Below are 20,782 nucleotides of genomic sequence, written 5' to 3' on the forward strand. Positions count from 1 at the left end.
ATGATCCCGCGCAAGCCTCATAATAGAGAGGATATGCCTGATTCCGCTCCATCCGTGGCTTTCATTTCCACGAAAGCAGATACGCAGATTGTCGCGGAGGTGGATTCTATTGATGCCAGATTCCGCTGTCGAGCCCAGGATACATCAAGCGATCTCAATCGCTGCCATCGTCATGTGGCACAGATCGCTCAAGGGCCTTCTCAACTGTCAGGCACGAGCGTGCGAGGAGCGGGATGCCAGGAGCAAACCTGGTCCCACAGCGAATGCGCTACTATCGGCCTCGACCAGAAAACGATTTTGCTGCAGGAACTTACTTTCCATAATCTTGCGAGTTGCCCCGTTCAGGCGAGACAAAATTGGAAAGAAAAAGAACTAAACGAATGGTCGGGGTGAGAGGATTCGAACCTCCGACTCCTGCGTCCCGAACGCAGTACTCTACCAGGCTGAGCTACACCCCGAATCAGTTGTTTTCAAATACTTATTTTTGTTACATGCAACCAGCTTCACCTTCTCAAGCCCGTGGGCAGCAATTGTACGCAGGAAGAGATATCCGGGCAATCGGGAACTGCTCGGAAACGCTCAAAATTGAGTAAAAGCCCGATCGATTATCCCGGCGCGGAGACCGGCTAGTAATTACGCGCCACCGCAAATATGCTCAGTTGTAATAAAGATTCCTTATATTTCGAATCAGGCAGCGATGAAATCGTTTTGGATGCCGTCTCGGATTCGGATTGTGCTCGCTGCTTGGCGTACTCCAGCGCACCGGTTTGCTGTATAACCTCCAGGACGGGCTGGAAACCGCCCTCCCCGCCCTGCTCTATGGCATTGCGTATTATCGCTGCTTGCGCACTTGATCCTGTTTTCATTGCGTAAATAAGCGGCAGCGTAGGCTTGCCTTCAGCCAGGTCATCTCCCAGATTCTTGCCTGTTTCATGATAGTCCCCCGAGTAATCGAGCATGTCATCGGTTAATTGGAATGCAGTGCCGAGATGCATGCCATAGGCGGCCATCGCCTCCTCCTCAGCCGGAGTGGCATTGCCGAGGATCGCGCCGAGCCGGGTCGCCGCTTCAAACAGCTTCGCGGTTTTATAACGGATCACTCGCAAGTAATTTTCCTCGTCGACGTCCGGATCACGACAGTTGAGCAATTGCAATACTTCGCCTTCGGCAATGGTATTGGTCGCGTCCGCCAATACTCGCATGATGCGCATGTTGTCCACTTCCACCATCATCTGGAACGCACGAGAATAGAGAAAATCTCCCACCAATACGCTGGCGGCATTCCCGAACAAGGCATTTGCTGTTGCCTTGCTTCGCCGCAACTCGGAAGCATCCACGACATCGTCGTGCAGCAGCGTTGCGGTATGAATGAACTCCACGACTGCCGCAAGATTGTAGTGATATCGCCCGACATAGCGAAATGCATTGGCGGAAAGAATCACAAGGGCGGGCCGCAAGCGCTTCCCACCGCTGTTGATGATGTATTCGCTTACCTGACGGATGAGCCCCACATCGGAGTAGAGTTTCTCTCGAATAACTGCATCTACCTCGCCCATATCCTGGACGATAAGACTTCTGATACGTTCAATTGACACTGAGGTTCCTGCAAAAAAGATGCCATGGTAGAAACGTCCCTGCCACTGTGTCAAGTTCGATAGCGGACGTACCCCGACATTTTGGCACAAAACTGATTCGCAACAGGCCTTTGACCTTAAGCAGACGACTATGTATAATTCGCGTTCACCTCTTTCAGGTCACTCTCGTACGAGAGCATAGGAACCCAATATGTATGCAATCATTAAAACCGGCGGAAAGCAGTATCGTGTTGAAGCCGGACTAAAACTCAAAATAGAACAGGTACCGGCAGATATTGGGAGTGAACTCCTGATCGACCAGGTCTTGATGGTTGCCGATGGGGACAACATTTCGGTGGGCAAACCTTTGCTCGATGGCGCTTCGGTCAAAGCCACCGTGCTGGAGCAAGGCAGGCACGCCAAGGTGCGTATTTTCAAGCTGCGCCGACGCAAGCACTACCAGAAACATCAAGGGCACCGGCAGAATTACACCGAAATCCAGATTACTGGCATTTCGGTCTAGGAGAGTTTACCATGGCACATAAGAAAGCAGGCGGCAGCTCCAGAAATGGTCGTGATTCGAATTCCAAACGCCTGGGAGTAAAAACTTTTGGCGGCGAATTGATTCCCGCTGGAAGTATCATAATTCGTCAGCGCGGCACGAGAGTTCATGCTGGCGAGAACGTTGGCATGGGCAAGGACCACACGTTATTCGCCAAGATAGATGGCAAGGTCAACTTCGGCGTCAAGGGCTCGCCACAACGTAAGATAGTGAGCGTCATACCGATCTAGTTTTTAACTGATCTCCGCTTAAAGAGCCCTGTCATATCGATAGGGCTTTTTTGTTTGTACCGCCGATAACAGGCAAGATCATCCATGAAATATATAGACGAAGCAATAATCCATGCGATCGCAGGCAAGGGGGGCGACGGCGTAGCAAGTTTCCGCCGCGAAAAATTCATTCCTAAAGGCGGCCCTTCGGGCGGCGACGGTGGGCGCGGCGGCAGTATTTTTGCCATTGCCGACCGCAACATCAATACCCTGGTGGATTACCGTTTCGCTCATACGCATCGCGCCAAGAAAGGGGAAAATGGCCGCGGCTCGGATTGCTACGGGAAAGGGGCCGAAGACATTGTATTACGCATGCCGGTGGGCACCGTTATCACAAACGCCAACACCGGAGAAGTGATTGCCGACCTGGAGCAGAACGAGCAGAAAGTTTTGCTTGCCAAAGGCGGCAAAGGTGGGCTTGGGAACCTGCATTTTAAATCCAGTATAAATCGCACACCCCGCCAATTTACGCTGGGCGAACCCGGAGAGGAATTCGACCTTAAGCTGGAGCTCAAGGTCTTGGCGGATGTGGGGCTTCTGGGCATGCCCAATGCCGGCAAATCCACACTGATCCGCGCAGTGTCGGCGGCTCGCCCGAAAGTAGCGGATTATCCTTTCACTACGTTACATCCCAACCTGGGCCTGGTACGCGTGGACCAGAACCGCAGCTTCGTGATGGCGGATATTCCCGGCCTGATAGAGGGTGCAGCGGAAGGTGCGGGATTGGGTCACCGCTTCCTTAAACATCTCACTCGTACCCGTCTGTTGCTGCATATCGTGGACGTAGCGCCGCTGGATGAAAATGTCGATCCCGTGCGCGAAGCCAAAGCCATCGTGAACGAGCTCAGTCAATATGATGAATCTCTGTATCAAAAGCCGCGTTGGCTGGTACTCAACAAGGTCGACCTGCTGCCCGAAGACGAGCGGGAGAAAGCCTGCAAAAAATTCATACGCAGCCTCGGCTGGAAAGGGAAGAGCTTTATTGTTTCGGCACTGGCCGGTGAAGGCTGCAAGGAACTGACCTACGCCATCATGAATTATCTGGAGCAAGAAGCAGGAATTGCAAATCCGGAGCCTGTGCCAACTGACGAGCATCATCCGGAATCGTAGGTCGCCAGCTTTTCTTTATGAGGGAAATGACAAGTCTACATGCCATCTATCTCATCCTTTGGCCCAGCCTGGTGCATGCAAGTAATCCGCCGACCACAACGTATAATCAGATATGGAATCCATTTTAAAACAGTCGCGGCGTATCGTTATCAAGGTTGGCAGCAGCCTCGTCACCAACCAGGGACAGGGACTGGATCATACCGCGCTCGCACGTTGGGCGGAGCAAATTGCCAACCTCAAGGAAATGGGCAAGGAGGTCGTGCTGGTCTCTTCCGGCGCGATAGCGGAAGGTATGCGGCGCCTGAAATGGAAAAAACGTCCTCGTGCACTGCATGAATTGCAAGCTGCTGCCGCAGTCGGACAAATGGGACTGGTGCAGGCCTATGAACATTGTTTTCGCACCCATGGAATCCAGGCTGCGCAAATACTGCTCACTCACGAAGATTTGTCCGACCGGAAACGCTACCTAAATGCGCGCTCGACGCTGATCACGCTATTAAGCATGAACGTCATCCCGGTTATCAATGAAAATGACACCGTGGCGACCGACGAAATACGCTTTGGCGATAACGATACGCTTGCTGCACTGGTAACCAACCTGATTGAAGCCGATGTGCTTGTGATTCTTACGGATCAGGGCGGATTATTTACGGCCGACCCCCGCAAGGATGCGCACGCAAAGCTCGTGGAAGAAGCCAGGGCTGGGGATCCCGCCATTGAAGCGATGGCCGGCGGAGCGGGCAGCGACATAGGCCGAGGGGGCATGCTGACGAAGGTAATAGCGGCGAAGCGAGCGGCACGCAGCGGTGCTCACACCATCATCGCATCCGGTCATGAGGCCGATGTCCTGATTCGTCTCGCAAGGGGAGAAGCCGTCGGCACGCAACTGCTGGCGGAAACGCTGACGCTGGCCGCGCGTAAGCAATGGCTGGCGGATCACCTGCAAATTCGCGGAAATGTCATGCTGGATGAGGGCGCCGTGGAAGCGCTTGCAGTGGGCGGTAAAAGCCTTTTACCGATAGGCGTTACAAATGTCATCGGCACCTTCGAGCGCGGCGAGCTGGTAGGCTGCCTGGATCCCGTTGGACGGGAAATTGCACGGGGACTGGTCAATTACAATGCCGCGGAAACCCGGAGAATTTTGCGGCGCGCAAGTAACGAAATCGAGACTGTTCTGGGTTATTTAGGCGAACCGGAACTCATCCACAGGGATAATATGGTCCTGCTTTAATATCGTAGAATATTGCCTTGTTCAATTTCTCCGAGAAACGTTCAATGAAGCTCACGAAAATAGACAATAATTTTTCCGCCAGCCCACAGATCAGTGTTGAGGATTTGCTTGATATCAAAGCGGCTGGTTTCAGAAGTGTAATCTGCAATCGACCGGACAGCGAGGACGGGGGCGCCCATCCGGATCACAACCTTCTTGAATCAGCGGCAAAAGAAGCAGGCCTCAAATTTGCCTACCTTCCGGTTGTGCCGGGGCAAATAAATGACGCTCAGGTTGCGGGATTCAAGTTGGCGATCGATAAACTGCCCGGCCCCATACTTGGCTACTGCCGTCTGGGGATTCGCTCGAAAGTGCTTTACGAGCGTGCGCGGTGAAAATCACGACCTGATCTGCCAGTCTCGAAGAAATTTTCACGCAGGTAGCAAAAGCACGCTTCCGCCTAATATCTTACTGCTCGCGGGTGGATTCCTGCTTTCAATGCCTGGATAGCCTCATCCGCATCCCTCACCATATCGAACCCCAGCGGACAGAAAAAATACCTGTAGAGCGCGCGCGGGGCGTAGTTCTGGTTAAGCGTTTCGAGGTCGGTCCATTTCGACCTTCCTGCCCGCGTCCAGGTATGGTCATTCCGGCCGTAGGCATAAGTTCTTTTTTCGGCGGTCTGGCAACGTATTCCTTCGTAGCTCACGTTCATCCCGCCTTGCGATGACTTGATCACGAGGGTGTAGCGCACTACGCCATCCTCTCCAACCGTGATGGACAAGGCGTCGACATAGTGAAGGTTCGTGCTGACGGGACCCGCATCGAATTGCAGCAGATTTTCCGTCTCCGGATAGGGAGGCAATTGCGCCTGAAGTTCGACCCAAGGTCTCTCATGATCAAATTCATACTCGAATTTTTGCTGCTGCGCGTAAGCTGCAACCGGCAAAAAGCTTAGCAACAGCAGGAATCTTTTCATCAGGCGGTCAAGTCCTTGATCAAGGATTCGCGTACCGCTGCTGGCACCGGCTCAGCCAAAACCCCGTAGGCATGATGATCGATACCCATGCTCAAGGACGCGCCCTGATGCAGCGCTTTTATCATCTCCCCTGTGAGCTCGAAACGCAGAAAATGCACCGCGGATGTCTTCTCTCCATTTTCACGCTCCATGTCTTCATCGGCGATGGCGTAAACCGGATCAAAGCCATTTATCCCGACCCAAACCTTATCTTCTATACCGATCAGTTTCGCCAGCCTGGCGGCGCGCTCGACCGGGTCAGGATATTCAATCATCATGGTTGCTTTCCAGTTGGCGCCGTCCGGAACCAGAGGACCGTACGCATCCAGTTCAGCAAGTATGCCATCTTCATCAAAAATCTTCTCTGCCCGCAGCATTTCCTGGATTTGATATCGTACCGTCAACTCGTCCTCGAAAATAAGCGTGACATTCTCGCCCAGATGGACCTTGCGTTTTTTTTTATGCGCCATTACGCGAGCACGGAACTCCTGCCTCACTTTGGCATAGGTTTCCAGGGTCATCAGACTACCAGGAGTAATCGAGGGCATGAATTATTATTCCATTGCATTAAAAAAATTACGCCACGTCGGCTTCGTTCCCTGTTCCTCGCGGCACTTCACTTATGAGTGCTGTCTTCGCGGCTTGTCTCTCTCTATTCCCCATTCTCGAACTGGAATAACAGAAACAAAAAAGCAAAGGCGATTACTCAGCCAATCGTTCAGTCAAGCCCATAGGCCATCCGGATCAGCGTCAACGGATGCTGCTTCTGCGCCTTGGTATCACCCATACCCTGCTCGATGTGCCGTGCGGCGATGGCGCAGTCAGAACTGATGTAATCGGGAGCGGAAGCCCCCATTTGCCTGAATACCGGTTTGCCGATTTTCATGGAATCGGCAAAGTGTTCGCTTTTTACTCCCCAAGTCCCATCATGGCCGGAGCATCGCTCCACGACGCTCACTTTCGTATCGGGAACCATCTGCAGCATTTCCCTGGTTTTCTGCCCGATGTTCTGAACGCGCAAATGGCAGGGAATGTGGTACGAAATATTGCCCAGCGGCTGTTTAAAATCGGTTTTCAGCAAACCGTCCCGGTTGCGCAACATCAGATATTCAAATGGATCGAACATTGCTGCTGCTACTGCTTTCACATCCTCATCCTCAGGAAACATGAGCGGCAGTTCCTGCTTGTACATAAGCGTGCAAGAAGGCACAGGTGTAAGTATTGCGTACCCTTCCTTCGCAAGTTTCGCCAATGGGGGAATATTCCTGGTTTTAAGCGCTTTCACCGCATCCAGGTCACCCAGTTCCAGCTTCGGCATCCCACAACAGGCTTCTTTTTCAACCAGACGCGTGGGAATTCGGTTGTGGTCAAGAACTTTCAATAAATCGTGCCCTATGCCGGGCTCATTGTAATTGACATAGCAGGTAGCATAAATCGCAACCTTCCCCGATGTCCTGACACCGTCATGCACTTCGAAAGATTGGTTGAGCCTGGCGTTCGGGCGAAATTTATGACTGTCATAGTCCGGCAGTTTCCGCTCGGCGTGAATACCCAGTACGTTATCCATCAGCTTACGGGCGACCGGCGCCTTGTTAACCGCGTTTACCACCTCAGCCACTACCGGAATGGCGGCCAGTTTACCCATGAGATCGGTACTGGAAAGCAATTTATCACGGAAGCGGACGTCACCTTTTTTGTGCTTGACGGCCTTCGCGCGCAGCATCAGATGAGGAAAATCCACATTCCATGGATGCGGGGGGACATAGGGACATTTGGCCATGAAACACATATCGCAGAGATAACACCGATCGACTACCTCCCAGAATTTCTGCTTCTCCACCCCATCGAGTTCACCGGTGCTTCCCTCGTCTATAAGATCAAACAAGCTCGGAAATGCCGTGCATAGGCTGACGCAACGGCGGCAACCATGACAAATGTCGAAGACACGCTCCATTTCACTGAATAGCTTCGGCTCGTCATAAAAATCCGGATTTTCCCAGTCGAGCGGATGACGCGTGGGACGCTCCAGACTGCCTTCTCGAGTGGTCATGGCGATATGAAAATGTATAGGGATAAAACAGGTGGAACTTCAGAGCAGAACGTCACAGCGGAACAATCGGGCCGGATCGAATGCTGGCACTCGACCCGGTCATTCCTGTCCTGCAACTACTCAATCAGCCAGGTTATCCAGAACCTTCTGGAAACGATTGGCATGGGAGCGCTCAGCCTTGCCCAACGTCTCGAACCAGTCGGCGATTTCGTCGAAACCTTCATCGCGAGCAGACTTGGCCATGCCAGGATACATATCGGTATATTCATGCGTCTCGCCCGCTATCGCGGTTTGCAGGTTGGCGCGAGATGAGCCGAATGGCATACCTGTAGCCGGATCGCCGCAAGTTTCCAGATACTCCAGATGTCCATGGGCATGCCCGGTTTCCCCCTCCGCCGTCGTGCGGAAGATGTTTGCCACATCATCCTGACCTTCAACAGCCGCTTTGCTTGCAAAATAAAGATAACGGCGATTGGCCTGAGATTCTCCGGCAAAGGCAGCTTTCAAGTTTTCTTCTGTTTTTGATCCTTTCAGTTCCATGTTTCCCCTCCTGTTATTTAAGTACCAACAATCAAACCGACATATCCACCGACCATCCGACATGGATGCTCGAATAACATGAATTCAAGTGGCCCAAAGCCAGGCCAAAACTAAACCCTGAGAGACTATCGAAGGGCCTTCACCTTGTCAACCGGTCGACTTGCATACGGTTTATGCCTGTGTGCGCCCCGTTGCACCTAACGAGGTTAGTCGTACTGAACAATATCCCAAAAAAATAACCTGCGTTCACAGTGAACCAGGTGGAGATGGCGATAAATAAAAAGTGATAAGCCGAGAAGGCAAAATATTGCCCTATACGTGCAACCTATACGCGCAAAATTCCGCTCGATCGACCTCTTTACTCAGGTAACCAGATTCTGCGGCTTTCCGGCCGCCCAGGCTTCAATATTGTCGATTAGCTGATCGGCGAGAAAGCGCATCGCCTCGGCTGAGGCCCAAGCGATATGTGGCGTAAGAATGAAATTGGGGCGGCGCAGGTCGAGCAATGGATTCCCGTCTTTAGGCGGCTCGACAGTGAGTACGTCAAAGCCAGCGCCTGCAATAATGCCTTCTTGCAGGGCCTGAACCAGCGCTGCCTCATCGACAAGTCCACCCCGCGCGGTATTGATCAGCAACGCGCTGCGCTTCATCTTGCGCAATTCATCAATGCCGATCATGTTGCGCGTAACTGGCGACAATGGGCAATGCAACGAGAGTATATCCGACTCGGCGAGTACCTGATCGAAAGGAGTGAGCAGCACATCTTTTTTCTTGGTGGACGGATGGTACGCAAATAAAACGCGCATGCCGAACCCGCGCGCAATTTCAGCGGTGCCGCGCCCGATAGCGCCTTCGCCGATTATGCCCATGGTCGCGCCGAACAATTCGCTTATATTATGCGTAAACAAACAGAACTGTTCCGATTTCTGCCACGCCCCCCGCTCAATCTCCTGCCGGTACGCCAGCAAGTTGCGGCGTAACGCGAGCACCATCGCAAACACGTGCTCCGGTACGGTATGGATCGCATAATTGCGGATATTCGACACCGCGATACCACGCTTGCGGCAGGATGCAATATCGATGGCGTCATATCCGGTTGCGGCAATCGCTATCATTTTCAGCTTGGGCAATTCCGCGAGAATCTCGTCGCTCAATCCCAACTTATTGATGATGGCTACAGTCGCACGCTGCAGGTGCGGCACGATCTGATCAGAAGTCGTTTGCGCGTATTCCTCGTACGTATGCTCAAAATTCGGTCGACGTACCTTCACCTTTAGTGAATCCCGCTCCGGAAAAACGACGTGATGGCTCATGTGTATTTTTTTCCCTTATTCAACCTGGAGAATCCAGATAATTCTGGCATAAAAGCCCCGACGATAACTAAGCGATAACTGAGCCGGCAACTCTGATTGAATACAGGGCACAGGACGAAAACCATGCCCCGTCCGCGGCAGTATAGTGATCCAGAAGACCCGCTTTGCCGAACCAGACGGGACGGCGGCAACCACAGGCGCCGGTGCCGGCCGGCCGATTGATCATGTTACTCTCGATTCATCGTGGCAGAAAACAGGCTTGCTGAGATAATCATCAGCCCGCCGATCCATTCCCTGGGCGTCATCGCCTCATCAGTCAGGAAATAGGCTGCAATCGCCGCTACCACCAACTCGAAAAGCATGATTACGATGGCCTGATTCGCGGGCGTGTGCGCCAAGCCGTATTGCACAACCAAACTCAGGGCGAACACGATCAATCCGACGCCCAACAGGAGCAGATACGTTTCTGTAGAAATGTCGCTCATTACGGGCGGGTCAACCAGAAACAGGCTGTAACCGAATGCCACCAGCGCGACACCGGTCCATACCGCCACCGATTTTACCTGAACACTATGGTATTGGTCTTTGCGGCTCAGCACATTCGAGAGTGCAAACATGAAGCCAGCTGATAATCCCATCCAGTCACCATAAGAGGAAGGCAATGAAAAACCGTTTTCCGGCTGCCACAGCATGACTATCGCACCTGCCAAAGAAAAAACGATAACCAGATAACCGTGTAAACTCAATATTTCATTCAGCAGAAGACGAGAGAACACGATTGTCCATAGCGGTGCGAGATAAAATAAAAGCAGGACACGCATGACCTCGCCGTGAATGACGCCGAGTACGTAGGCGAGATTGGTCCAGCCTGCAAACAGGCCAATCCAGAACAATAGATGTGGCTCGCCGCCGAGCACCTGCGATCTGTGCAAATATTTCCGGAATATAAGCAGCCCCAGCAGTAAGGCAATTGCGTAAGTGACCGAGGTCGCGATGGCGCCGCTTATCCTGGCTTGTTCCAGCAATCGATAGGGATACCACAGCAGGCCCCAGATACTTGCTCCTATGAGCAGCGCCGCCACGGGAAAATCATTTTGTTTCGTTTTGTTCATTTTGGTTGGTCGCAAGACGCCTGCCCTTTATAATCCTGCTTCGATCAATAGACTAAAGCCACGGAGGTAGCAGATTGCTGTACAAAGCAGCCTGCCCCAGCCTACCAAATTGAATCCCAATCTCGACCGCCTGCAACCTTATCCCTTCCAGAAGCTCAATAAGCTGTATGAAGGAATCGAGCTAAATACGGCTCTTCCTCCCATCAGCCTGCACATAGGCGAGCCCAAACATACCACACCGGATTTTATTCGCCAGGCTTTGACGGAGAATCTCGGCGGGATGGCCTTCTACCCCACCACCCTTGGCGCCCGATCACTGCGAGCGCGCATAGCCGCTTGGCTGATAAAGCGCTATCACGTGCCCGCCGTCGATCCTGACACACAGGTTATTCCGGTTAACGGGAGCCGCGAAGCGCTGTTCTCTTTTGCCCAGGCAGTAATTAACCCATCGCCTCCAGACGCCATTGTGGTTTGTCCGAACCCCTTTTATCAAATATACGAAGGTGCGGCTTTGCTGGCGGGCGCCACTCCATATTTCCTGAATACGCGAGCGGAAAATAATTTTGCCCTCGACTATGCACAACTGTCGGGCGATATCTGGTCGCGCACGCAACTGGTGTATGTCTGCTCCCCTGGTAACCCTACGGGCAGGGTAATGTCGATGGATGAGTGGAAGCACCTATTCGAGCTTTCCGATCGCTATGGCTTCGTTATTGCGTCTGATGAGTGTTATTCCGAGATCTATTTCGATGAGGCTTCTCCACCGCTTGGCGCACTTGAGGCTGCCCAACGTCTTGGTCGCACCGGCTTCCCCAGGTTGGTTATATTCAGCAGTCTGTCGAAAAGGTCTAATGTGCCAGGTATGCGCTCGGGTTTCGTAGCGGGAGATGCGGCGTTACTGGCAAAATTTTTGCTCTATCGTACCTACCATGGCAGTGCAATGAACCCGGCAGTGCAGGCGGCGAGCGAGGCAGCCTGGAGTGACGAGTTTCATGTTATCGAGAACCGCAGTCTGTACCGGGAAAAATTCGATGCGGTTACTGAATCGTTGCAGGAAACTCTGCAGGTGTCCATGCCGGATGCCGCATTTTATTTATGGATGAAAACACCGTGCAGTGACGTCGAGTTCGCCCGGCAGCTTTATCGCGATTATAATGTAACGGTTTTACCCGGCAGCTATCTGGGACGATATGCGCACGGGATCAATCCTGGCGGAAATTTCATTCGTATCGCCCTCGTTGCTCCGCTGGAAGAATGCATTGAAGCAACTGGACGCATAAAAATGCTGGTAGCGGACTTGCAGCGCGAACGACGGAAAATTTGAATCGATATAATATCTAAAGCAGATTAAGGAAAATCATGGATCAGCTCCAAAGTACCATTGAAGAAGCATTCGAACGCCGCGCCGAGATTACACCGCGTAATGTCGAGGCCAAACTCAAGGAATCCGTTGCCCAGGTACTTGAAATGCTCGATGGCGGTAAACTGCGGGTGGCAGAGAAAATAAATGGCGAATGGAATACGCATCAATGGATAAAAAAAGCGGTGCTGCTTTCTTTTCGCATAGAAGACAATAGCTTCATCAAGGGCGGTTTCTCCAACTATTTCGATAAAGTGCCCTCCAAGTTTGCGGATTACAGTTCAAAGGATTTTCGTAATGGAGGCTTCCGCGTGGTGCCCCCCGCGACAGTAAGAAAAGGCTCGTTTATTGCCGGTAACGTGGTATTAATGCCTTCGTATGTCAATATCGGCGCGTACGTCGATGAAGGCGCAATGGTCGATACCTGGGCCACCGTGGGTTCCTGTGCCCAGATAGGCAAGAATGTACATCTGTCCGGCGGCGTGGGGATAGGGGGCGTACTCGAACCGGTGCAGGCCAATCCCACTATCATCGAGGATAATTGCTTTATTGGTGCACGTTCGGAAATCGTCGAAGGGGTAATTGTTGGGGAAAATTCCGTAATTTCCATGGGTGTATATATAGGCCAGAGCACCAAGATCTATAATCGGGAAAGCGGCGAGATAAGCTATGGCCGTATTCCGCCGGGATCTGTGGTTGTTTCGGGTAATTTACCCTCTGCGGATGGGAAATACAGCCTTTATTGCGCGGTCATCGTTAAACAGGTCGATGCGAAAACCCGCGCAAAAACTGGTATCAATGAGCTTCTGCGCGGGATATAGGCCGCAAATCATCCTTCGTCATATCAACCGCCGGCGCCCACGTTATTCGTCCGGCAAAAAAATATGGCTTTCGTCATTTTGGCTTGAATCGATATTGGGTCTAAATCAGCAGTAGCGTGCTTTGCACGCTACTGGAAACCGGTTTCCCCCGGCATGACATTCATATCGCTTGCCCTGATCAACAGTACAACAGTAAAAAATCAGCAGGTAATATTCAAACTCCCGCGCATCCGCAAGCCGGTTTTTTTCAGGAAATATCCCATGCACAATGACACAATCGCGCTCGCAAAGGCGCTAATCGCCCGTCGTTCCCTAACGCCACTCGATAATGGTTGCCAGGAAATTCTGATCAGCCGCCTGGAACCGATCGGCTTCAATATTGAAAAAATACGCTGCGGCGAAGTGGATAATTTATGGGCCCGGCGTGGAACCGGTTCTCCACTATTGTGTTTCGCCGGACACACTGATGTGGTGCCGACTGGCCCGCTCGACAAATGGGAAAGCGACCCCTTCAAACCTGAAATCCGGGATGGCAAGCTTTATGGTAGAGGCGCAGCCGACATGAAAGGATCACTTGCGGCTTTCATTACCGCAATTGAGGTTTTTGTTGCCGAACACCCGAATCATGGCGGTTCTATTGCGTTGCTTGTCACCTCGGACGAAGAAGGGGTGGCAACAGACGGTACCGTCAGAGTGGTGGAGGCTCTCAAAGCCCGTAATGAGCTGATCGACTACTGCATCGTCGGCGAACCCACCTGCGTGGACAAGCTTGGCGATACCATCAAAAATGGCAGACGCGGTTCACTATCCGGGACATTGACAGTGAGAGGTATACAGGGCCATATTGCTTATCCTCATCTGGCAAAAAATCCGATACACCTTGCCGCCCCAGCGATTGCGGAACTGGCACAGACCCAATGGGATGAAGGCAACGAATATTTTCCGCCCACTACCTGGCAGATTTCCAACATAAATGGCGGTGCCGGCGCTACCAACGTCATTCCCGGCGAAGTCACCCTGTTGTTCAATTTCCGTTTCTCGACCGCAAGTACGGTCGAATCGCTAAAAGCCAGGGTGCATGAAATCCTGAACCGGCAAAACCTCGATTATCACTTGCTGTGGGAGCTCTCCGGCAAGCCCTATCTCACGCCCAGGGGCAACCTCGTGGAAGCAGTGAGCCACGCTATCAGAACCCTGACGCGAATCGAGCCGCAGCTATCCACTTCCGGTGGTACCTCCGACGGGCGTTTCATCGCGGACATCTGCCCGGAGGTAGTGGAGATGGGGCCGCGCAACGCCACCATTCACAAACTCAACGAATATGTGGAAGTAGAGGACCTGGAACAGTTACCGCAAATTTATCGGCTGACGCTTGAGAATTTGTTGCTTAAATAATCCCACTCTACCTGAACCGCAAGCTTCCAGCAGGATGGAGGGAGCGCCGCCCAGCCCGCCAAGAATGGATAAGATAGGTACAGCCTATAGCAGCCTATGACGTTCATCATATCGAATAAAATCTATGTACCGTGAAGCAAAAACGCAACTTCAAACCGTCCGCGACCTGCTGCGCTTCGCGGTAAGCCGCTTTAACGACGCGGGTCTTTTCTTCGGCCATGGCTCAACCTCGGCATATGATGAGGCGGTGTATCTGGTTTTGCACACTCTGCACTTGCCGCTCGATCAACTGGAACCATTTCTGGATGCTCGCCTCACCTCGGTCGAGCTGGATCAGGTATTGGGCATACTCAGGCGTCGCGCAACCGAAAAAATCCCGGCTGCTTATCTCACTAACGAAGCCTGGCTGGGCGATTTCAGTTTTTATGTGGATGAACGTGCGATCGTGCCGCGCTCCTTCATTGCCGAATTGCTGCAAGAGCAACTCGCGCCGTGGATTGAAGAGCCGGGCAACATCCATTCCGCGCTTGATCTTTGTACCGGATCGGGATGCCTTGCCGTGCTGCTTGCCCACGCTTTCGAAAACGCTGCGATAGATGCTGCGGACATTTCACATGAGGCGCTGCAAGTTGCCCAAAAGAACGTATCGGATTACGACCTGGAACATAGAATCAGTCTTGTTCGGTCTGATTTATTTGCTGCATTGGCAGGACGTCGTTACGATCTCATCATCAGCAATCCGCCTTATGTCAGCGCGAAATCAATGGCAACTCTTCCCGAAGAATATTGCCATGAACCGCGCAGCGCACTGGCGAGCGGCGAAGATGGTCTGGAAGCAACCCGGGCAATATTGCTCCAGGCGTCCGATTATCTGACAGATCGGGGAATTCTGATTGTCGAGATCGGGCATAATCGTCAAGCGCTGGAACAGGCCTTTCCTCTGACGCCTTTCACCTGGCTTGAAACCAGCGCCGGGGATGAGTTTGTTTTTCTTCTGAGGCGCAACCAGCTTCCTGAATAGTTACCCTGAAGTTGCGTTGAACGGTGGTTTACATACACCGCAAGTGTGGTTGGGGTGATCACCAACGCCCATGTTTCCTATATTCCATATTACGACATTTTGTAGCGGACTCCGGATGGGCCGTAAATGATGAGGTGAGGTGCTGTTTCCTTATTGGCTCATAGCCACCAGCTCCAGCAGACGCTTTATCTCCACCTCATCCAGCTCGATCCATTTTCCTCGTTTCAGGCGCGGCGGCAGATTAATTGGGCCAAAACGCACGCGCATCAGGCGGCTCACTGTCATTCCCACTTTCTCGAACATGCGGCGCACTTCGCGATTCCTGCCTTCTTTCAATATCACGCGATACCAGTGGTTGGAACCCTCTCCGCCTTGATCGGATAAATGTTCGAATTTTGCCAGACCATCTTCCAGCTCCACGCCGGTGGTCAACAGTTCCGTTACTTCAGGCGTCAGGCGCCCCATGATCCGCACCGCATACTCGCGCTCGACTTCAAAGCGCGGATGCATCAAACGATTAGCCAATTCGCCATCTGTCGTAAAGATCAGCAGCCCGCTGGTGTTGTAATCCAGCCTGCCAATGGCTATCCATTTGGAAGACCGCATTTGCGGCAGTTTTTCGAAGACTGATGGACGGCCTTGTGGATCGTCGCGACTGACTATCTCCCCTTCCGGCTTGTGATAAAGCATGACTCGGGGCAACCGTTCACGGGACTTGAGATGAATCACGCGCTTGCCCACACGAACAATATCCTCAGGTCCCGCGCGGTCGCCGATAGTTGCGACCTTTCCATTGATGGTGGTGTGCCCGGCAGCGATCAACTCCTCCATTTCACGCCTTGATCCCAACCCTGCCTGCGCCAGCAACTTATGCAGTTTTTGCGTGATGGGCGGTGCCGAGGCAGAAATCGGTTCAACTCCCGCTACCGTCGCAGCTATTTTTTTCTTTGCCGGCCTGAGCGGACTGTGCGCCAGCGATCTCGACAGCCTGGACGATTTTGGCGGCTTCGGCAACCTGGCTGTCATCTTGGTCTCAACTTTCTGTTTGTGGTTTATCACGACTTACACTTCGGCACTTGGATGCCATCTGGGGTAGAGAACGTCATTCCATTACTTCACTTTACTTTATAGCCTTACGATTATGCTGACAGCAGCGGAACAGATCGGTGAAACGGCATTTCGGCACAAACCATTAACTGATAATGCGCCCTTACCTGCTCGGACCAGGTCAAACCTGAAATAACGATCCTGGATGTTTTCTTGCCGGAACTAGATCTCTCTACGCTCAATCACCGCTTGCGCCAGCGTACCGCTATCCACGTGTTCCAGTTCGCCGCCAACCGGCAACCCGCGTGCAATACGCGTGACCTTCAGATCTTTGTTATGCAGCAGTTCGCTAATGTAATGAGCGGTCGCCTCCCCTTCCACAGTGAAATTGGTGGCGAGCATTACTTCCCGCACTACGCCATCCTGAGTCCGCCTCAGCAGACGATCAAGATGAATTTCCTTGGGGCCGATGCCATCCAATGGCGAAAGTCTTCCCATCAGTACGAAATACAGGCCTTTGTAGCAGTGCGCCTGCTCCATCATCAGCAGATCGGCTGGCATTTCGACCACGCATAGCAATGCGGCGTCGCGCCGTTGAGAAAGGCATAATTCGCATATCACTTCTTCTGTGAAGTTATTGCATTTCTCACAATGCCTGATATGTTGCAGCGCATAATCGAGCGAACTGGCGAGGCGCCGTGCGCCCTCATGATCGCGTTGCAACAAGTGATACGCCATTCGCTGTGCTGACCGGGGGCCTACCCCAGGAAGACAGCGCAAGGCGTCGATCAGATCCTCGAGGCTGGTTGGCGTTTTCACTTAAAAAACGTGATAAAAAAGCACTGAAACGAACATAGAATCTACTGAAGTAAGTCGACATGACGAATATCAATCCATTAGTCACAGTCACATATTTTTCATGTACAGCTAAAATGGCAGCTTCATTCCCGGCGGCAGCGGCAGCCCGGAGGTGAAGCCGGCCATTTTTTCCTGAGTGGTAGCTTCCACTCGTCGCACAGCGTCGTTTACCGCAGCAGCAATCAGGTCTTCTAGCATATCCTTATCGTCACCGATGAGGCTGCTGTCGATACTGACGCGCTTTACATCATAACGACAGGTCATTACCACCTTGACCATGCCCGCTCCGGATTGGCCTTCGACTTCTATCGAAGCCAATTTTTCCTGCATATTTTTCATGTTCTCCTGCATCTGCTGAGCCTGTTTCATCAGATTGCCCAAGCCGCCTTTCATCATTTTTACCTCCGCTATTGAATAGGTTTGATCGAAGAAACGATCAGTTTTGCATCGAAATGCTCCACCAGTTCTCGTACAAACAGGTCGGATTCGATAGCTGCAACGGCCTGCGAGTGCTTCTCCTGCTTTTCACGACTACCAAGTTCCGCAGGTGTTAAACCAGTGATAATTCCAATGGAAAACTTCAGCCGAACCGGCTTTCCCAAATGCTCCCTCAAAGCAGTTTGCATCCTTTCCTGGTAAGCCTTATCAAGCAGGTGCTTATGCGTCTCGGGCACGCAGAATTCGATTTCGTTCGGCAAGACATTCTTCACTTCGCAGTGCTGAGCCAGCATTTTGGCCAAGCCGCTCAGCTTTAACTGATTTACCATCACTCTCCAGCCGTCGCTGAACGAGCTTAAGTTTATGTCAAAATCCGGCTTAACCGTTGTTTCGATTGTAACTGACAACGATGGGCGTTTAATTTCCAAATTAGTGCGGCTGCTTGGGCCTCTTGCCGCAGCCTCGGCTGCAGTTTTGTCCTGGCCTCCCGTTGAAGCCGCCGTCATATCGTCGGGTATGAAAGCCAGCATTCGCATCAGCGTCATAGTGAAGCCGGCATACTCATCCGGCGCCCGGCTCAGGTCGTCGCGACCATTTATGGCAATCTGATAAAACAATTGAATATCTTCCGGCAAAAAGACTTTGGCCAGTGCGAAAATCTGTTCTCGCTCCGGCGCATCCTCGCCGATAGCCGACGGCACGACTTGCGCCAGCGCAACACGGTGCAGCAGCGTTGCCATATCCTGCAGCGCAGCGTCAAGCGACAGGCTGCGGTTTTCCATCGCATCGGCTATCGCCAGCATCTTCGCCCCGTCTTTTTGCGACAAGGCATCCAGCAAGTCGTAAAGATAGCTCTGGTCAATCGCGCCAAGCATGTCGCGCATTCCGGCTTCTTCGATCTTCCCCTCGCCAAAAGCAATCGCCTGATCCAGTATGCTCAAGGCATCGCGCATGCTGCCCTGCGCCGAGCGTGCAAGCAATTGTAACGACGTTTCATCGCAGCTTATATGCTCCTGCTCAAGCACATGCTTGAGATGCGCAGCAATTAGCTGCACCGGAATTTGCTTCAGGTTGAATTGCAGGCAACGAGACAGAACCGTTACAGGAATCTTCTGGGGGTCGGTAGTGGCAAGTATGAACTTGACGTGCTCCGGCGGCTCTTCCAGCGTCTTTAGCATGGCATTGAAAGCCGATTTGGAGAGCATGTGTACTTCGTCAATAATGTAAACCTTGTAGCGAGCCACCGTAGGGGCGTAAAGTGCGTTCTCCAGCAGTTCGCGCATCTTTTCGACTTGCGTATTGGAGGCCGCGTCCATTTCAATCAAATCGATGAAGCGCCCGCCATCAATCTCGGTGCAAGCGGAACACACGCCGCAAGGCGTCGAGGAGACACCTGTCTGGCAGTTGAGAGCCTTGGCTAAAATACGCGCGATAGTGGTCTTGCCGATACCACGGGTTCCTGTAAATAGATAGGCATGATGCAACCGTTTTTGCTCAAGCGCGTTGGTAAGCGCCCTAACTACGTGATCCTGCCCGGTCAGCTCGGAAAAGCTCTTCGGTCGCCATTTACGGGCAAGAACCTGGGTCTGGGACATGATATCGAGAGATGACTATTTTAGGCTGGATTATAGATCGGAAAGAATCTGGGATTTGTTCTGTTTACAGCAGGGTGGAGGGAACCGGCAATGACGTGGTTCCCTCCACCTGTGCAAACAAAAAAGGGTGGCGAGCCTAACCCCCGGCACTTGCAGAAAATAGCTGTGGCTGCTTCCTTCCGGACCTGACCAGATTCACTACTATGCAATGCGGGGAGGCCCGCCATATAAAGCTGAAATTCAAATAATGAGGATAACGACGCTGCACATCCATCAATTGTACTATTGTGCACTGAGTTACGTCTTGCGTCTACCGGCACAGTGACCGGCTAAGCCTACGTTCCGATGGGAATTAATATTCAGACAGACAATTCTACGTCGGTAATGAGTCGGACAGAACTGATCGGAAAAACTTTTCCCACCATTGCATTGTAGGAATATGCGGTCAGGACTCGGCCTAGCATGAATTTGATGAGACTGACAGCACCGCATCTGCGGGCTATACCGCGCAACGAGCTCCGCCCTCAACGAAACGCAGAGGGCGGAGCGGTAAAGTTACAGTACAGATTTAGACAACGTTATCCAGAATGGATCTACTTTGATTATTCCATTGTACATCCAGAAGGTTGGAGAAGCGTGCGATGATTTGCACGGCAAGGCCACCTGCAAACAGCGCTGCCCATGCCAAGACTACGAAACCCCAATGCAACGGCGCGCTGAAAAGTTCTTCCATGAACCAGAAGGCATGGCCCCACTCGTTAAGACCCACGTTCGGCAGACTCATCACCGGTCCGCTGATGGCCATTACCAAAGGAAACGAAGTTCCCTTGTTGTAGAGAGGCAACCGCGTTTTTGCGTACAGGTAAGTCGCTATCCCCATGATGATGTACATCGGAAATGAGCCATAAAAAAGCGGGATATGGCTGGGTGTGAAGCTCGTATCGCGAATGATCACCTGATGCCATGATGCGTCTTGCTCGGTGAAGAAACTTGACCCGAAATAAACAGCGAACAGATATACGCCGAGCCACATGAGGAAATAAAAATAGCGCTTGATTTCCTGTTTCACCGTTAGGCTGGCCAATTGCGCCTCGCTATCACGCGTCTTCCATATCCAACCCCAGACAACAAGCGCTACGACCGGCCACAGCATCATTTGAAAACGCCATAGTCCCATCCAGATTTGCTCGAACTCCGGTTCCATCGAGTCCATCCCATGCGAGTAGGCATAAGTGCGTTGGAACCAGACCCAGAAAATGGCAATCCCCAGTATAGGCAAAAGGCCCATTTTGTAATACTTGGAGTCGTACCACTCAGACATATCGTAGCGAGCACTGCTCACCTTTGTTTGATGTGTAGCTAATTTTTCTGGCGTAGTTGTAGACATTACCAACTCCTATTTTGTAAGTTAATTAAGAATTTCCAGACCAGAAACGTGGGGAGCCCAAATTAAAAACAAAAACTACCAGTTTTGCTTGGACTGAATAAA

The 20,782-nt window shown here is 52.1% G+C and carries 22 protein-coding genes, 1 tRNA gene and 1 other RNA gene; 10 read left to right on the plus strand and 14 right to left on the minus strand.

Annotated features, from left to right (window positions below; translation table 11 throughout):
• Nucleotides 1-33 precede the first annotated feature (33 nt).
• Nucleotides 34-393 carry a hypothetical protein gene (locus BUA28_RS14210; RefSeq protein ID WP_072768775.1) on the plus strand — a complete coding sequence of 120 codons (360 nt, stop codon included), beginning with the start codon at nt 34-36 and terminating at the stop codon, nt 391-393.
• On the opposite strand, the gene BUA28_RS14215 is transcribed toward BUA28_RS14210, so the two are convergent.
• Nucleotides 382-458, minus strand: a tRNA-Pro gene (locus BUA28_RS14215). The genes BUA28_RS14210 and BUA28_RS14215 overlap by 12 nt on opposite strands.
• Before the next feature lie 168 nt (nt 459-626).
• Nucleotides 627-1,595: an octaprenyl diphosphate synthase gene (gene ispB / locus BUA28_RS14220; protein WP_072768776.1), complete on the minus strand. Its 969-nt coding sequence runs from the start codon at nt 1,593-1,595 to the stop codon at nt 627-629.
• 190 nt (nt 1,596-1,785) lie between these two features.
• Between ispB and rplU the strand changes: the two genes are divergently transcribed.
• From rplU to BUA28_RS14245, 5 genes are all read left to right on the plus strand, one after another.
• Nucleotides 1,786-2,097 carry a 50S ribosomal protein L21 gene (rplU, locus tag BUA28_RS14225; RefSeq protein ID WP_072768777.1) on the plus strand — a complete coding sequence of 104 codons (312 nt, stop codon included), beginning with the start codon at nt 1,786-1,788 and terminating at the stop codon, nt 2,095-2,097.
• Between the two features lie 11 nt (nt 2,098-2,108).
• Nucleotides 2,109-2,366 carry a 50S ribosomal protein L27 gene (gene rpmA / locus BUA28_RS14230; protein ID WP_072768778.1) on the plus strand — a complete coding sequence of 86 codons (258 nt, stop codon included), beginning with the start codon at nt 2,109-2,111 and terminating at the stop codon, nt 2,364-2,366.
• An 84-nt stretch (nt 2,367-2,450) separates the two neighbouring features.
• Nucleotides 2,451-3,515, plus strand: a complete 1,065-nt coding sequence (gene cgtA / locus BUA28_RS14235) for an Obg family GTPase CgtA (protein ID WP_072768779.1) — start codon at nt 2,451-2,453, stop codon at nt 3,513-3,515.
• Nucleotides 3,516-3,627: 112 nt separating this feature from the next.
• On the plus strand, nt 3,628-4,746 hold the full coding sequence (proB, locus tag BUA28_RS14240) for a glutamate 5-kinase (RefSeq protein ID WP_072768780.1): 1,119 nt from the start codon (nt 3,628-3,630) through the stop codon (nt 4,744-4,746).
• A 44-nt stretch (nt 4,747-4,790) separates the two neighbouring features.
• Nucleotides 4,791-5,120 (plus strand): protein tyrosine phosphatase family protein, encoded by a 330-nt coding sequence (locus BUA28_RS14245; RefSeq protein ID WP_072768781.1) that lies wholly within the window; start codon nt 4,791-4,793, stop codon nt 5,118-5,120.
• 65 nt (nt 5,121-5,185) lie between these two features.
• Here BUA28_RS14245 and BUA28_RS14250 read toward each other — a convergent pair whose 3' ends face one another.
• From BUA28_RS14250 to BUA28_RS14275, 6 genes are all read right to left on the minus strand, one after another.
• Nucleotides 5,186-5,704 (minus strand): CNP1-like family protein, encoded by a 519-nt coding sequence (locus BUA28_RS14250; protein ID WP_072768782.1) that lies wholly within the window; start codon nt 5,702-5,704, stop codon nt 5,186-5,188.
• Entirely contained in the window at nt 5,704-6,291 is a 588-nt protein-coding gene (locus BUA28_RS14255) for a DUF3501 family protein (protein ID WP_072768783.1), read from the minus strand. The genes BUA28_RS14250 and BUA28_RS14255 overlap by 1 nt, the downstream gene beginning before the upstream one ends.
• 170 nt (nt 6,292-6,461) lie before the next feature.
• Nucleotides 6,462-7,793, minus strand: a complete 1,332-nt coding sequence (locus BUA28_RS14260) for a (Fe-S)-binding protein (protein ID WP_072768784.1) — start codon at nt 7,791-7,793, stop codon at nt 6,462-6,464.
• 120 nt (nt 7,794-7,913) lie between these two features.
• Entirely contained in the window at nt 7,914-8,333 is a 420-nt protein-coding gene (locus tag BUA28_RS14265; protein ID WP_072768785.1) for a rubrerythrin family protein, read from the minus strand.
• Between the two features lie 362 nt (nt 8,334-8,695).
• Nucleotides 8,696-9,646, minus strand: a complete 951-nt coding sequence (locus BUA28_RS14270) for a D-2-hydroxyacid dehydrogenase (RefSeq protein WP_072768786.1) — start codon at nt 9,644-9,646, stop codon at nt 8,696-8,698.
• A gap of 227 nt (nt 9,647-9,873) precedes the next feature.
• A complete protein-coding gene (locus tag BUA28_RS14275; protein WP_072768787.1) occupies nt 9,874-10,758 on the minus strand; it encodes a DMT family transporter in 885 nt (294 codons plus the stop codon).
• 109 nt (nt 10,759-10,867) lie between these two features.
• Between BUA28_RS14275 and dapC the strand changes: the two genes are divergently transcribed.
• The 4 genes from dapC to prmB all read left to right on the plus strand — a co-directional run bounded on the left by dapC (nt 10,868) and on the right by prmB (nt 15,355).
• Nucleotides 10,868-12,082, plus strand: coding sequence for a succinyldiaminopimelate transaminase (gene dapC, locus BUA28_RS14280; RefSeq protein ID WP_072768788.1), 1,215 nt, complete (start codon nt 10,868-10,870; stop codon nt 12,080-12,082).
• A gap of 35 nt (nt 12,083-12,117) precedes the next feature.
• Nucleotides 12,118-12,939, plus strand: a complete 822-nt coding sequence (gene dapD / locus BUA28_RS14285) for a 2,3,4,5-tetrahydropyridine-2,6-dicarboxylate N-succinyltransferase (protein WP_072768789.1) — start codon at nt 12,118-12,120, stop codon at nt 12,937-12,939.
• Nucleotides 12,940-13,200: 261 nt separating this feature from the next.
• Complete coding sequence (dapE, locus tag BUA28_RS14290; protein ID WP_072768808.1) at nt 13,201-14,334, plus strand: succinyl-diaminopimelate desuccinylase; 1,134 nt, start codon at nt 13,201-13,203, stop codon at nt 14,332-14,334.
• A gap of 124 nt (nt 14,335-14,458) precedes the next feature.
• Nucleotides 14,459-15,355 (plus strand): 50S ribosomal protein L3 N(5)-glutamine methyltransferase, encoded by an 897-nt coding sequence (gene prmB, locus BUA28_RS14295; RefSeq protein ID WP_072768790.1) that lies wholly within the window; start codon nt 14,459-14,461, stop codon nt 15,353-15,355.
• A 150-nt stretch (nt 15,356-15,505) separates the two neighbouring features.
• Here prmB and rluB read toward each other — a convergent pair whose 3' ends face one another.
• The 6 genes from rluB to BUA28_RS14325 form a co-directional block, all read right to left on the minus strand.
• The gene (gene rluB / locus BUA28_RS14300; RefSeq protein WP_072768791.1) at nt 15,506-16,381 is read right to left on the minus strand and encodes a 23S rRNA pseudouridine(2605) synthase RluB; all 876 of its coding nucleotides are present in this window, start codon (nt 16,379-16,381) and stop codon (nt 15,506-15,508) included.
• A 243-nt stretch (nt 16,382-16,624) separates the two neighbouring features.
• On the minus strand, nt 16,625-17,221 hold the full coding sequence (recR, locus tag BUA28_RS14305; protein WP_072768792.1) for a recombination mediator RecR: 597 nt from the start codon (nt 17,219-17,221) through the stop codon (nt 16,625-16,627).
• Nucleotides 17,222-17,329: 108 nt separating this feature from the next.
• Nucleotides 17,330-17,653, minus strand: coding sequence for a YbaB/EbfC family nucleoid-associated protein (locus BUA28_RS14310; RefSeq protein ID WP_176767844.1), 324 nt, complete (start codon nt 17,651-17,653; stop codon nt 17,330-17,332).
• A 14-nt stretch (nt 17,654-17,667) separates the two neighbouring features.
• Nucleotides 17,668-19,293, minus strand: coding sequence for a DNA polymerase III subunit gamma/tau (dnaX, locus tag BUA28_RS14315; RefSeq protein ID WP_072768794.1), 1,626 nt, complete (start codon nt 19,291-19,293; stop codon nt 17,668-17,670).
• 126 nt (nt 19,294-19,419) lie between these two features.
• An RNA gene (gene ffs, locus BUA28_RS14320) (signal recognition particle sRNA small type) lies at nt 19,420-19,518 on the minus strand.
• Nucleotides 19,519-19,861: 343 nt separating this feature from the next.
• Nucleotides 19,862-20,680, minus strand: a complete 819-nt coding sequence (locus tag BUA28_RS14325) for a methane monooxygenase/ammonia monooxygenase subunit C (protein ID WP_072768795.1) — start codon at nt 20,678-20,680, stop codon at nt 19,862-19,864.
• Between the last annotated feature and the right edge of the window lie 102 nt (nt 20,681-20,782).

Source organism: Nitrosospira sp. Nsp11 (genome assembly GCF_900142705.1).
Classification (GTDB): domain Bacteria; phylum Pseudomonadota; class Gammaproteobacteria; order Burkholderiales; family Nitrosomonadaceae; genus Nitrosospira.